Raw genomic sequence first — 13810 nt, forward strand, 5'->3', positions numbered from 1 at the left:
CCGCCGTCGTGCTCCGGCTCCTGCCGGGGGTACGCCTCAGCTCGCGGCCGGCGCGACCTCCGGCTCACCGGCCGGGGCCTCCGGCTTGACCGAGCGCAGCAGCACGCTCGCCACGTCGATCACCTCGACCTGCTCGCCCGCGCCCTTGCCGTTCACGCCGTCGTTCAGCATCGTCGAGCAGAACGGGCAGCCGACCGCGATGGTCTTCGCCCCGGTGGACATGGCCTCCTCGACCCGGTCCACGTTGATCCGCTTGCCGATCTTCTCCTCCATCCACATCCGGGCACCGCCGGCGCCGCAGCAGAAGGAGCGCTCGCTGTTGCGCGGCATCTCGGTCAGCTCACCCTGGATGGAATCGCCGAGCACCTCACGCGGGGCGGCGAAGATCCGGTTGTGCCGGCCCAGGTAGCACGGGTCGTGGTAGGTCACGCCGCCGTCCACCGGCTGCACCGGGGTGAGCTTGCCGGCGCTGACCAGGTGGGCCAGCAGCTGGGTGTGGTGCACCACCTCGAACTCGCCGCCGAGCTGGCCGTACTCGTTGCCCAGGGTGTTGAAGCAGTGCGGGCAGGTGGCGACGATCTTGCGCTTGCTCTTCTCCCGGCCGTCGAACGCCTCGTTCAGCGTCTCGACGTTCTGCTGGGCCAGCATCTGGAAGACGAACTCGTTGCCGATCCGGCGCGCCGGGTCACCGGAGCAGGTCTCGCCCTCGCCGAGGATGGCGAAGGAGACGCCGGCCTCGTTGAGCAGCGTGGCCACCGCGCGGGTGGTCTTCTTGGCCCGGTCCTCGAACGCGCCGGCGCAGCCGACCCAGAACAGGTACTCGAAGTCGTCGACCTCGCCGACCCGCGGCACCTCGAAGCCGAGACCCTTGGTCCAGTCCTCGCGGGTGTTCTGCGGGGCGCCCCACGGGTTGCCCTTGTTCTCCAGGTTGCGGAGCATGACGCCGGCCTCGGACGGGAAACTCGACTCGATCAGCACCTGGTAGCGGCGCATGTCGACGATGTGGTCGACGTGCTCGATGTCCACCGGGCACTGCTCAACGCAGGCGCCGCAGGTGGTGCAGGACCAGAGCACGTCCGGGTCGATGACGCCGCCCTCCTCGGCGGTGCCGATCAGCGGCCGGTCGGCCTCGGCCATGGCCAGCACGTCGACCCCGGCGAGTTGCTCCTGCGTCGCCTTCTCCTCGCCGGTCAGGTCCTTGCCCCCGCCGGCCAGCAGGTAGGGCGCCTTGGCGTACGCGTGGTCGCGCAGGCTCAGCACGAGCAGCTTCGGCGACAGCGGCTTGCCGGTGTTCCAGGCCGGGCACTGCGACTGGCAGCGGCCGCACTCGGTGCAGGTGCTGAAGTCCAGCAGGCCCTTCCAGCTGAACTGCTCGACCTGGGCGACGCCGAACTGGTCCTTCTCCGGGTCGGCCTCCTCGAAGTCGAGCGGCTTGCCCTCGCTCGTCATCGGGCGCAGCGGGCCCAGGCCGGAGCCGGCCGGCTTCTCCGGGTCGCGCTTGAAGAAGATGTTGGGGAACGCCAGGAAGCGGTGCCAGGCGACACCCATGGTGACGTTCAGCGAGATCACGATGAGCCAGGTCATCGAGATGGCGATCTTGATGACGGCGGCCACGCTGACCCCGGCCGTCCAGGCCGGGAGGGCCGCGCCGACCGCGTGGCTGAGCGGGGTGGCCCAGACCGGGTACTCGAAGTGGTCGGTGGCGACCTTGAAGCCGCGGATGATGAAGCCGAAGATCAGCACCAGCAGGACGACCCACTCGACGAAGTAGCCCTGCCACATGGTCGAGCCGGTGAACCGGGAGCGGCCGCCGGGGCGGGTCGGGCGGTTGCGCAGCCGGATCGCCATCAGCACCAGGATGCCGGCCAGGCCCAGGATGCCGATCCACTCGGTGGCCAGCCCGAAGATCGTCCAGTGGCCGATGATCGGCAGGCCGCCGCCCGGGCTGACCACCTCGAAGTACGCCTCGAGCACCAGCAGCGACAGCACGATGAAGCCGACCATCACGAACCAGTGGGCGGCCCCGACCACGCTCCACTTCAGCATGCGGGTGTGGCCGGCGGTCTCCACCAGCATCTTCTTCGTACGCGCGCCCTTGTCGCCGAAGCGTTCCGGCGCGGGCTGCCCGAGCCGGATGACGGCGGTCATCTTCATGACCGCGCGCACCGCGAGCCACACCGCCACGGCGGTGATGGCGGCCGCGAGGATCGTGGTGACGATCTGGACGCTGCCCATCGAGTTGGCCTCCCGGTCTGCTGCCTGGTCGAGCGGCTCGGCGACCGGGACGGTTCACGGCGCGTCCGGCGTCCCGCCGCTACCGCCCTGGCCCGACCGGCCGATGACCTCGCTCCGCTCGGTCATGCAGTGCAGCCTACGCGCAAGGTTACCCAGCAGTAACGTGAGTCATCTCGCACCGGCCACGCCGCCCTGTCGACACCTTAGGGGCAGCGGGCGGGCCGCGCCGGTCAGGGGCGGCCCGGCGTGACGTACGCCAGGCCCCCGGGACGCCGCCGAAACGGTCCACGGGGAGCGGCCGGCGCGGCACAGGCCAGCGGCCGACCCCCGGTGCGGCCGCCGGCCGACGCGCGCCGTCAGCGCACGCCGGGCGGTGACCACCGAGCCGGGGAGCCGGGCCGGGTCGGCCGGGTCAGCGCCAGCGGGAGAGCAGCACCAGCGAGGCGACCATGGCGCCGAAGCCCACCGCGAGGTTCCAGTAACCCCAGGTCGCGACCGGGTACGCCTGCTCGGAGAGGTAGTACACGACCAGCCAGCCGATGCCCGCGACGATCAGCGCGACGGCGGTGATCGGCAGCCAGATCGGGCTAGGCTTGCGCGTCGCCGCCGTCGCCGTCGGACGCACGTCCGTCGGCGGGGTGTACACCTTCTTCTTGCGGACCTGAGACTTGGGCACGACGCTCTCCAGAGGGGGGGTACGACCTCGTCCGGCCTGACAACCGGGCGCGGGGGCGACGGTCCATGGCCAATAATGTTCGACAGCTAGCGTAGTCCGGACGGGCTCTCCAGGCCACGAATGGGGTCAGGCCGGTGCACGGAGTGACCGAAAAGAGGGGGACTTTTCGGGTCGAACATGCCGGTCCGCGTCGTCGCGGGTCGGAAGAAACGACGGGAAAGGGAACGCCCGGTGGAGTACACGTCCGGCGCAGCCTCCTGGCAGAAGGTCCTCCGGCGGGCGGTCGCCGGCCTGCTGCCCCGGCGGCCGCGGCAGCGCCGCCCGGGGTGGTCGATCGGCGTCCCCGTGATCGCCGCCGCGGCGGGCCTGCTCTTCACCACCACCGCGACCACCGCGGGCGGCACCTCGCTGCGGGAGGATCGCCGGCCGCAGCTCACCCAGTTGATCGAGGACCGGCGCGAGCAGGTGGCCGAGAGCGAGGAGAAGGCCGCCCGGCTGCGCGCCGAGGTCGAGGACCAGACCGCCACGCTGGCCGACACCGACGGCCCGATCAAGGCCCAGCGGGACCGGGCCGCCGCCAGCCGGCAGGCCGCCGGGTTCACCGCGCTGACCGGACCGGGCCTGACCATCGAGCTGAACGACGCACCGCATCCCCAGGTGCTGCCCAAGGGGGCCAGCAACGACGACCTGGTGATCCACCAGGGCGACGTGCAGGCGATCGTCAACGCGCTCTGGTCCGGCGGCGCCGAGGCAATGTCAATCATGAACGTCCGCGTGCTCAGCACCAGCGCGGTACGCTGCGTCGGTAACACCCTGCTGCTGCATGGTCGGGTGTACTCCCCTCCGTTCAAGATCGTGGCAATCGGCGATCCCGCTGCCCTCCGGCGGGCGCTCGCCGCCTCTGAGGGAGTGCAGTGGTTCATGGACGTGGTCGACCACTACCAGCTGGGTTACTCCGAGTCCGCCTCCACGGTCACCGTGCCGGCGTTTGAGGACTCCACCGCCCTCCGTTCGGCGACGGTCCCCCGGTGACCTCGGAGGACGCCCGGGAACGCGACGGCCGCCACCGCGACCGCAGCGACGACCCGACCGCGTTCATCCCCCGGGTCGACCGCCCGCAGCCGGCGACTCCGCCCGGAAGCGAGCGCCCGGACCCGGCGGCCCCGCCCCGGAGCGAGCGCCCGGACCCGGCGACCCTGCCCCGGAGCGAGCGCCCCGAGCCGGCAGGCCCGCCCCGGAGCGAGCGCCCGCAGCCGGCGACCCCGCCCCGGCCCGCGCTCAACCTGCCCTGGCCGGAGCCGGCCGGGCCGCGCGACGGCCGGTACCCGGCCGCCCCCGCCGCCCCCGGCCCGCGCCCGCCGGCACCCGGGGCACCGCACCGACCCACCGGCGCCGAGCAGCACCCCCCGGCACCCGCCGGAGCGCACCCACCCGCCAGTGACCAGCAGGTACGCCAGCCGGCCGGTCCGCCCGCACGCTCGCCGGCGGTGGCGCCGGTCGCCGCCGAGCCGCCACACCGGATCCCGCCGCCGGCCGAACCCGACCGGCACCGGCCCGCGGGGGACGGCCGGTCACCGGGCCAGGAACGGCCGGGCGGCCGTCCCGGCGAACAACCACGCCGCCTCCCGGCGGAGGCACCGCCACGCTGGCCGGGCACCGGTACCGCCGCACCCGCCGGCCCCGGAGCCGCCGTCCCGGGGTCCGGTATCGCCGCCGGTCCCGGCCCTGGCCCCGCGGGACCCGGTCCCGGCCCCGCCGGACCTGGCCCCGCCGGACCCGGCCCCGCCGTAACCGGACCCGGTGTCTCGGCGCCGGGGGCTGGCGCCGCCGTAACCGCACCCCGCACCGCCGTGCCGAGGGCTGGCGCCGTCGCCGGGCCGGGACCCGCCGCCGCCCCCCGCCGGCCCGCAGCACCGAGCAGCGGCCCCACTGATGCCGGAACCCGCGTCAGCGGCCCCGCAGCGGCCGGACCCGGCGTCGGCGCCCGTCCGGTACCGGATCCGGTCCCCGACGGCCCGGGCCTGGCCGGCACCGCCCCGAGCGGCCCGGCGGCCGGCTGGGTCGGCACCAGCGGCCAGCCCGGGGCCAGCACCAGCGGCCCGGGCGCGACCAGCGCCGGCACCAACGGCCCGGTACCCGTGGGGCCGAGCATTCCCGGGCCGGAGGACCTGGCGTCCAGGACGGCCGGGCTCGGCGCGGCACTGGCCAGCAGCGGCCCCGGCGCGACCGCGCCGGCCGGCACCGGACCGGTGGCCCGAGCCGGCGGCACCACGCCCACGACCGCGCCGGCCGGCACCGGACCGGTCGCCGGAGCCGGCGGCACCACACCCACCACCGGACCGGCCGGCACCCGACCGGCCGCCGGAGCCAGCGGCACCACGCCCACAGCAGGACCGGCTGGACCCGGGCCACTGGCCGGATCCGGCCGGACCATGTCCACGGCCGGACCGGCCGGCCCTGGACCGGTGGTCGGACCCGGCGGAAGCGTGCCCGGTCGGCAGTTGCCCGGCACCCCCGGCCAGCCGGACCCGGTACGCGCCGAACCGACGGCCCCGGCCGTCCCCGCGCCCCCGGTACGGCCCGCCGCCCCCGGGGACGCGCCCACGGCGTTCCTGCCCCGGCTCACCGGCCGCTCGGACGAGCCGGTCGGTGCCGGCGAGGCGGCGGCCCGCGTGGCCGATCAGCCCGCCGGGCAGCGGTCCGCCGGAGTGCCCCTCGCCGGGGAGCCGGCCGCCCGCGTACCCCGGGCGGGAGGGTCCGGGACGACGGAGGCGAGCGGATCGGCGCGGCCGGGGTTCGGTGGCGCCGGGCGGCCCGGCGCGGCTGCTCCGGTCGCGGACCCGGCGGCGACCGCCCTGCTGCCGGCGGTCGGCGGGCGCCCGCCGCGGCCCCCCGCCCTCGACTCGACCGCCCTGATGGGCGCCGTCCCGCCGCTGCCCGAGGGCGGCACCGGCGACGACCCGGTCGACAGCCCGGCCGAGCCACCCGCCCCCCGGCGGGGCGAGCGGGTGGTGCGGCTGCGTCCCGAGCAGACCGGTGAGGGCTACAAGAGCGTCTACTCCGAGCTGACCCGGCCCACCCTCGGCTCCCGGATCCGCACCGGGGTCCGGGTCACCGGCGAGGCGCTGATCACCCTGGGCCTGGTGGTGCTGCTCTTCGCCGGGTACGAGATCTGGGGCAAGACGGTGATCGTCGACGCCCACCAGAACGACCTGAACACCCAGCTCGCCCAGGAGTGGGGCGGCAGTGGCGATCCGACGGTCGCGCCGACCGGCCCGACGCCGAAGGCCAAGCCCCCGGCCGAGGGCAAGCCGGTCGCCGGGCTCTACATCCCCAAGCTCGACAAGCACTGGGTGGTGGTCCAGGGGGTCAGCCCGAACGACATCCGGTACGCCCCGGGCCACTACCCGAAGAGCGCGATGCCGGGCGAGGTGGGCAACTTCGCCGTGGCGGGACACCGGATCCGGGCCACCTTCTGGCGGCTGGACGAGCTGGACCCCGGCGACGACATCGTGGTCGAGTCGCAGGGCGAGTGGTTCATCTACAAGGTCTACCAGCAGCGGATCGTGAAGCCGGACCAGGTCGAGGTGGTGGCGCCGGTGCCCGGCGAGCCGACCGCCAAACCGACCGAGAAGCTGCTCACCCTGACCACCTGCAACCCCAAGTTCGACAACTACCAGCGGTTGATCATCCACGCCCGGCTGGACCATGTGCAGGCCAAGTCGGTGGGCCGGCCGCCGGAGCTGGAAGGCTGACGATGTACGGGTGGATCTGGCGCAAGCTGCCGTTCGGACTGGCCGGGAAGCTGGTCGGCTCGGTGCTGATCGCCGCGGCGACGGTCGCCCTGCTCTGGTTCGTGGTCTTCCCGTGGGCCGAGCCGCTGCTTCCCTTCGACGACGTCCAGGTGACCCAGGACTCGGGCGTGCCGGACGACGACTCCGGCGGCGGACTCACCGAGCCCAGCGGGAGCCCGACCGCGGAGGAGCTGCCGTACAGCACCGAAACGAACAACGCCCCACCCACTCCGGACAGGTGACCCGATGCGCGTCCTGGTGATCGACAACTACGACTCGTTCGTCTTCAACCTCGTGCAGTACCTCGGCCAGCTCGGGGTGGAGTGCGAGGTCCGGCGCAACGACGAGATCGACGTGGCCGAGGTCGGCCGGGTCGGCGCGGCCGGCGTACTGCTCTCGCCCGGGCCGGGCAGCCCGGACCGCGCCGGGATCTGCCTCGACGTCATCCGGGAGTACGCGGGCAAGCTGCCGCTCTTCGGCGTCTGCCTCGGCCACCAGGCCATCGGCGAGGCGTTCGGGGCGACCGTCACCCGGGCGCCGGAGCTGCTGCACGGCAAGACCTCCGAGGTGAGCCATCACGGCACCGGGGTGCTCGCCGGGCTGCCCGACCCGTTCACCGCCACCCGGTACCACTCGCTGGCGGTCCTGCCCGAGACGCTGCCCGACGAGCTGGAGGTGACCGGCTGGACCGGCTCCGGCGTGGTGATGGCGATGCGGCACCGCACCCTGCCGGTCGAGGGCGTGCAGTTCCATCCCGAGTCGGTGCTGACCGAGGGCGGGCACCTGATGCTGGCGAACTGGCTGGCGGTCTGCGGCTACCCGGCGGCGCGGGAACGCGCCCCCGAGCTGGCCGCCGAGGTGGACGCCCGGCGCCGGGCCGCCTTCGCCGCCGCCTGACCGGCCGCTCTCGCCACCGCGTGACGGGCCGCCCTCACCGCAGCCCGAGCGCCCCCGCCGCCGCCTGACCGGCCGCTCTCGCCATCGCCGGACGGGCCTCGGCCGTCGGCCGGAACGGCCGAGGCCCCGACCGGTGGTCGGGGCCTCGCTGTGTCACTCGCCGTCGAGCCGGGTCGGTGGCTGGGTGGGGAAGGGGAACCCGCCGCCACTGCCCGGGTTGGTGGGCGTGGTGCTCGGGTCCGGGGTGGATCCGCTCGGCGTGGTGCTCGGCTCCGGCGGGGCGAAGTCGACGTAGATGGTGACCGTCTTGCCCTTCTCCAGTTGCTTGCCGGGCTTGGGGTCCTGCGAACTGACCTTGCCGACCCCGTCCGGCGTGGCCGCCTCGTCGCCCTCCCGCTTCTTCACCCGGTAGCCGGCCTTGTCCAGAACCTGGCGGGCCTGCTCCTCCGACAGGCCGACCACCTCCGGGACCTCCTTGATGTTGCCGCGGGAGACCGACACCTTCACGGTGGCGCCGTCCTCGACGCTGGCGCCCGCCTTCGGATTGGTGCCCACGACCGTGCCCTCGGCCGCCGCGTTGTCGACATCCACCTTGTCGACCTCGAAGCCGTCGCTCTCCAGCTGGGCCTTGGCGTTCTCGAACGGGTTGCCCACCACGTTCGGCACCTGGACCATCTTCGGGCCGTTGCAGATGTTGAGGGTGACGTTGCGGCCCTTTTCCAAGGTGGTGTTGGCCGGCGGGTCCTGCCCCGCCACGGTGTCCTTCTGGCAGGTCTTGTTCAGCACCGGGTCACCGATCACCGGAATCAGCCCGGCGGCCCGCACCTCCTGTTCGGCGACGGCGCGGGACTTGCCCTCGATCTTGGGCACCCGGACGTCGCTCGCGCCCTTCTGGTTCAGCCAGAGCGCGGTAGCCAGGGCGATCACCGCGAGCACACCGAGGGCGGCGAACGTGGCGATCACCCAGGAGGAGCTCTTCCGCTTGCGCGGGTCACCGACCCGGGCCGGCATCTGCTGGCGGGTCTGCGGGCCGAGCACCTGGGTCTGCTGGTAACCGCCGGCCCCGGCCGGCGCCATCGGCATGGTCTCCTCGGCCGGCATCACCGGAGTGGCCAGCACCGGCCGGCCCGCGGCGGCGCGCAGCAGGTCCGCGCGCATCTCCCCGGCGCTCTGGTAGCGGTTGAGCGGGTTCTTGGAGAGCGCCTTGAGGACGATGGCGTCCACCGCCGGGTTGACGTCCGGGTTGATGGTGCTCGGCGTCGGCGGCTGCTCCCGCACGTGCTGGTAGGCGACGCTGACCGGGCTGTCGCCGACGAACGGCGGATGCCCGCAGAGCAACTCGAAGAGCACGCAGCCGGCCGCGTACACGTCGGACCGGGCGTCGACCGCCTCGCCGCGCGCCTGCTCCGGGGAGAGGTACTGGGCGGTGCCGATGACGGCGCTGGTCTGCGTCATGGTGGTGGCGCCGCTGGCCAGCGCCCGGGCGATGCCGAAGTCCATCACCTTGACCTGGCCGGTCTGGGTGAGCATCACGTTGCCCGGCTTGATGTCCCGGTGGATGATGCCGTGCCGGTGGCTGAACTCCAGTGCCGCGCACATGTCGGCGCAGATCTCCAGCGCCCGGCGCGGCTGGAGCCGGCCCTCGACGCCCAGCACCTCCTTGAGGGTCCGTCCGTTGACGAACTCCATCACGATGAACGGCAGTGTCTCGCCGGTCGGGGCGGTCTCCTCGCCGGTGTCGTACACCGCGACGATGGCCGGGTGGTTCAGCGAAGCGGCGTTCTGCGCCTCGCGGCGGAACCGCATCTGGAAGGTGGCGTCCCGGGCCAGATCCGCCCGGAGCATCTTGATCGCGACATCCCGACCGAGCCGGAGATCGCGACCACGGTGCACCTCCGCCATGCCGCCGTAGCCGAGCAGCTCGCCGACCTGGTACCTGCCACCGAGCAGGCGGGCCTGCGCTGTCATCGCGTCTCTCGTCCTTCGCTCGTCGTCGTCTCGCCGCCAGCCGGCTGGAGCCGTACCTCACGACGGTACGACGTCCCGACCAGATCGTCGGCTCCGTGGGACCGTACCGCGCCGGAGGTCACGCTCACCGCAGCCAGCGCGGTCGGATCGCCGGCGAGCGCGTGCTTCCGGTAGTTGTACGAAATCACGCCGGAGCAGAGCAGGACCAGTGCGGCCACCACGATGGCGACCACCCACCGCCTCGCGTACGACCGGCGGGCCGCCGGGGGCGGGGCCGGCGGTCGCGCGTATGCCAGCGGGTTGGGCTGCGGCCGCGGCTGCGGCACGGCCGCCGCGCCGCGCGGCGCCACCGGCGGCCGGGGCGGCCCGGCCGGCGACACCACGGTCGGTCGCGCCGCGACCGGCGGCCGGGCGGCCACCGGCGGGCGGGGCTGCTGCTGCGGCCGGGGCGCGGCCGGCACCTGGGCGCGGGCCGTGGGCGCGGCCGGCGACGCGGGTACGCCGGAGATCGGCCGTCCGCCCCGCGTCTGCTGGGACAGCGCCATCTTGGTCTGCCGGGCGACGCTGGCCAGCGCGGCGGCGCTCGGCCAGCGGGCCGCCGGATCCTTCGCCAAGGCCCGCTCGACGATCACCCGGACCTGGGGCGGGATGTCGGCGGGCAACGGCCGGGGCGCCTCCCGTACGTGCTTCATGGCGATCTCGAGCGGGTTGTCCCCCTCGAACGGGCGCCGGCCGGCGAGGCACTGGTAGGCGACCACGCCGAGCGCGTACACGTCGGAGGCCGGCGTGGCCACCGCGCCGGTGGCCTGCTCGGGCGAGATGTACGAGGCGGTTCCGAGCACCGAGCCGGCGGCGGTGAGCTGGCCCACCAGGTCGGAGCGGGCGATGCCGAAGTCGGTGAGCACCAGCGTGCCGTTCGGCCGGACCAGCAGGTTGCCCGGCTTCACGTCGCGGTGCACGATCCCCTTCTCGTGGGCGGCGTGCAACGCGTCGGCGGCCTGCGCCAGCAGGGCCATCGTGCGGGCCGGGGTGAGCCGGCCGACCCGGCTGAGCGTCGCGGAGAGCGCGTCCCCCTCCACGTACTCCATGACCAGGAAGGCGATCTGCTGGTCGCTGCCGAAGTCGTAGACGTCGACCACGCCCGGGTGGTTGATGGTGGCCATGGTGCGGGCCTCGCCGCGGAACCGCTCGGCGAAGCCCGGCTCGTCGAGCAGCGCGGGGAGCAGGCTCTTCACCGCGACCGTCCGGCCCAGCACCTGGTCGGTGCCGCGCCACACGTCGCCCATGCCGCCGCTGGCGATCCGCTCGTCGAGACGGTAGCGGTTGCCGAGCTGCACCCCCGGGCTGAGCATGTCAGCGGCCCCCGGCGTCGGCGATGGCCGCCGCCATGATCCGGCCGCCGATCCGGGCCGCCTCGGCGCTGCCGCCGGAGCCGGCCCGCTCCAGCTCGACGCAGACCGCCGAGACCGGTGTGCCGTTGCGGTCCAGCGCGAAGCCGATGAACCAGCCGTGGTCGGGGGTGTCCGGGCCGGACTGGGCGGTGCCGGTCTTGCCGCCGACGGTGTAGCCGTCGATGGCGGCCTTCCGGCCGGTGCCCTCCTTGACCACGTTCAGCATCATGTCCCGCAGGTCGCCGGCGACCTGGCCGCTGACCGGGCGGCGCAGCTCGCGCGGCTTGGCGGTGTAGTAGCTGGTGGTGCGGTCCGGCGCGAGCAGCTGGCGGACCAGGTAGGGCCGCATCTGGCTGCCCCCGTTGGCGACCGAGGCCGCGATCAGCGCGCCCTGCAACGGGGTCATCCGGACGTTGTTCTGGCCGATCGACGACTGGGCGAGCGCCGCCTGGTCGGTGCTGCCGTTCGGGTTCTGCATGTCGCCGGTGCGGCTGGCCGCCACCGGCAGGCCGCCCTCGCCGAGCTGGCCGACGGTGAGGTCCTCCTGCTCGAAGCCGAACTGCCGGGCCTTCTCCTTGATCGTGTCCGCGCCGAGCCGCACGCCGAGCCGCGCGAAGCCGGTGTTGCAGGACTCGGTCACGGCCTCCCGCAGGGTCACCTGCGACTCCGGGCAGATCGACGCCGCGGCGTTCTTGATCGGCTTGCCGGCGCCGGGCGCGGTGTAGCTCGACCCGGCCGGGATGGAGGTCTGCTGGCCGACGCCGTTCTCCAGGGCGGCCGCGGCGACCACGATCTTGAAGGTCGATCCCGGCGGCAGCGTCTCGGCCAGCGCCCGGTTGGCCAGCGGCCGGTTGGGGTCCTTGTCCAGCTTGTTGTACGCCGCCGCGGCCGCCGTGGTGTCGTGGCTGGCCAGCGGGTTCGGGTCGAAGCTCGGCATGGAGACCAGCGCCTGCACGGCGCCGGTACGCGGGTCGATCGCGATCGCCGCGCCCCTGGTCGCGCCCACCTGGTTGTTGGTGAGCTGGCTGTACGCCGTCTCCTGGGCCCGCTTGCCGAGGGTCAGCAGCACGTTGCCGCCGCCGGTCTCCTCACCGGTGAACATGTCCTTCACCCGGTTGGCGATGAGCTGGTCGCTGGTGCCGGCCAGGAAGTCGTTCTCGGTCCGCTCGATGCCGGTGTCCCCGAGGTTGACCGGCTTGTAGCCGAGCACGTGCGCGTACACCTCGCCCTTGGGGTAGGTGCGCAGGAACCGCAGCTTGCCGCCGGTCTCCTTGCTGATCGCGTACGCGGTGCCACCGACCTCGATGTTGCCGCGCTTGCGCTCGTACTCGGCGACCTGGACCCGGCCGTTGTAGTCGCTGTTGCGGTATTCGTCGGCCTTGTAGGCCTGGATCCAGTTCAGGTTGGCGAAGAGCAACCCGAACAGGATCATCACGACCACGCCGACGCGGCGCAGCGGGGCGTTCACGGCCGGATCACCTCCGTCGGGGCGCCGTGCAGCTGTTCCGGCGGGGTCCCCGCGGGCCGGGCGGCCGGGCCGCCCCCGGTCACCGGGCGGCGGGCGCCGTCGGAGACCCGGAGCAGCACCGCGATGAGCAGCCAGTTGGCCATCAACGACGAGCCGCCGGCGGAGAGGAACGGGGTGGTCTGACCGGTCAGCGGAATGAGCTTGCTGATCCCGCCGACGATGACGAAGACCTGCAGACCCAGGGTGAAGGCGAGGCCACCGGCGAGCAGCTTGCCGAACGAGTCCCGCACCGCCAGCGCGGCGCGCAGCCCGCGCTCCACGATCAGCAGGTAGACCACGAGCAGCGCGGAGAGACCGAACAGGCCGATCTCCTCGCCGATGCCGGCGAAGATGAAGTCGGTCTGCACCTCCGGCAGCAGGGTCGGCTGGCCACCACCGGGGCCGGCCCCGAAGAGCCCGCCGGTGCCGAGCGTGAGCAGGCCCTGGACCAGTTGGTAGCCCCGGTCGTAGGGCTCGGCGAAGGGGTCCAGCCAGATCTGCGCCCGGTCGTAGAAGTTCGCGAACGGCCCGCCGATGGTGCTGCCCAGCACGTAGGCCAGGTAGGCGCCGCCGAAGAAGAGGGTGAGGCCGATGAGCAGCCAGCTGACCCGTTCGGTGGCGATGTACAGGGTCACCACGAACATGCCGAAGTAGAGCAGCGAGGTGCCCAGGTCCTTCTCGAAGACCAGGACCAGGAGGCTGATCAGCCAGACCACGAGGACCGGGCCGAGGTCGCGGCCGCGCGGGAAGTCGATGCCGAGCACCCGGCGGCTGGCCAGCGACAGCACCTCGCGCTTGCGGACCAGGTAGTAGGCGAAGAAGGCGAGCAGGGCGAGCTTGGCGAACTCACCCGGCTGGAGCTGCCCCAGCCCGGGCACGATGATCCACAGCTTCGCGCCGTTGACCTCGGAGAACCGCCCGGGCAGCACCGCCGGGATCATCACCAGCACGATGCCGGCCAGCCCCAGCGTGTACGCGTAGCGCGACAGCGACCGGTGGTCCTTCATGATCGCGAGCAGCACGGCGGCCAGGATCACCGCGCCGAGGGTCCAGGCGAGCTGGCTGCCGCCCTTGCCGGCGAAGACGGCCAGCGTCTCCCGCTGGTCGGGCTCGGCCTTGGCCAGGTCGTAGCGGCGCAGGAAGCCGACCCCGATGCCGTTGAGCAGGGCCACCGCCGGCAGCAGCGCCGGGTCGGCGAACGGCGCCAGCCAGCGGATCACCAGGTGCAGGCCGAGGAAGACCAGCCCCAGCGCGGCCGCCGGGATCCAGAAGTCCGGGGTGACGGTGTCCAGCACGTTCGCCTCGACCGTCGCCCCGTACGCCGCCACCAGCACCATGGCGA

10 protein-coding genes are annotated in these 13810 nt (G+C 73.6%); 4 read left to right on the forward strand and 6 right to left on the reverse strand.

Going from position 1 to position 13810, the window contains the following annotated elements; genetic code table 11:
* Window positions 1-36: 36 nt before the first annotated feature.
* Window positions 37-2235, reverse strand: a complete 2199-nt coding sequence (locus ACIBPB_RS25245; RefSeq protein ID WP_396841937.1) for a heterodisulfide reductase-related iron-sulfur binding cluster — start codon at window positions 2233-2235, stop codon at window positions 37-39.
* A gap of 412 nt (window positions 2236-2647) precedes the next feature.
* Window positions 2648-2911 carry a cell division protein CrgA gene (locus tag ACIBPB_RS25250; RefSeq protein ID WP_046565955.1) on the reverse strand — a complete coding sequence of 88 codons (264 nt, stop codon included), beginning with the start codon at window positions 2909-2911 and terminating at the stop codon, window positions 2648-2650.
* 231 nt (window positions 2912-3142) lie between these two features.
* Between ACIBPB_RS25250 and ACIBPB_RS25255 the strand changes: the two genes are divergently transcribed.
* From ACIBPB_RS25255 to ACIBPB_RS25270, 4 genes are all read left to right on the forward strand, one after another.
* The gene (locus tag ACIBPB_RS25255) at window positions 3143-3943 is read left to right on the forward strand and encodes a DUF881 domain-containing protein (RefSeq protein WP_357308292.1); all 801 of its coding nucleotides are present in this window, start codon (window positions 3143-3145) and stop codon (window positions 3941-3943) included.
* A 1454-nt stretch (window positions 3944-5397) separates the two neighbouring features.
* Window positions 5398-6666 (forward strand): class E sortase, encoded by a 1269-nt coding sequence (locus ACIBPB_RS25260; RefSeq protein WP_396841938.1) that lies wholly within the window; start codon window positions 5398-5400, stop codon window positions 6664-6666.
* A 2-nt stretch (window positions 6667-6668) separates the two neighbouring features.
* Window positions 6669-6947: a hypothetical protein gene (locus ACIBPB_RS25265; RefSeq protein WP_396841939.1), complete on the forward strand. Its 279-nt coding sequence runs from the start codon at window positions 6669-6671 to the stop codon at window positions 6945-6947.
* A gap of 4 nt (window positions 6948-6951) precedes the next feature.
* Entirely contained in the window at window positions 6952-7602 is a 651-nt protein-coding gene (locus ACIBPB_RS25270; protein WP_396841940.1) for an aminodeoxychorismate/anthranilate synthase component II, read from the forward strand.
* 153 nt (window positions 7603-7755) lie between these two features.
* On the opposite strand, the gene pknB is transcribed toward ACIBPB_RS25270, so the two are convergent.
* The 4 genes from pknB to ACIBPB_RS25290 are packed head-to-tail and all read right to left on the reverse strand — an operon-like array spanning window position 7756 to window position 13805.
* On the reverse strand, window positions 7756-9570 hold the full coding sequence (gene pknB, locus ACIBPB_RS25275) for a Stk1 family PASTA domain-containing Ser/Thr kinase (RefSeq protein WP_396841941.1): 1815 nt from the start codon (window positions 9568-9570) through the stop codon (window positions 7756-7758).
* A complete protein-coding gene (locus ACIBPB_RS25280; RefSeq protein ID WP_396841942.1) occupies window positions 9567-10922 on the reverse strand; it encodes a serine/threonine-protein kinase in 1356 nt (451 codons plus the stop codon). Before ACIBPB_RS25280 ends, pknB begins: the two co-directional genes overlap by 4 nt.
* A 1-nt stretch (window position 10923) precedes the next feature.
* Complete coding sequence (locus tag ACIBPB_RS25285) at window positions 10924-12429, reverse strand: peptidoglycan D,D-transpeptidase FtsI family protein (RefSeq protein ID WP_396841943.1); 1506 nt, start codon at window positions 12427-12429, stop codon at window positions 10924-10926.
* Window positions 12426-13805: an FtsW/RodA/SpoVE family cell cycle protein gene (locus ACIBPB_RS25290; protein WP_396842012.1), complete on the reverse strand. Its 1380-nt coding sequence runs from the start codon at window positions 13803-13805 to the stop codon at window positions 12426-12428. The genes ACIBPB_RS25285 and ACIBPB_RS25290 overlap by 4 nt, the downstream gene beginning before the upstream one ends.
* Window positions 13806-13810: the final 5 nt, after the last annotated feature.

It is taken from the genome of Micromonospora sp. NPDC049836 (assembly GCF_044465125.1).
GTDB lineage: Bacteria > Actinomycetota > Actinomycetes > Mycobacteriales > Micromonosporaceae > Micromonospora.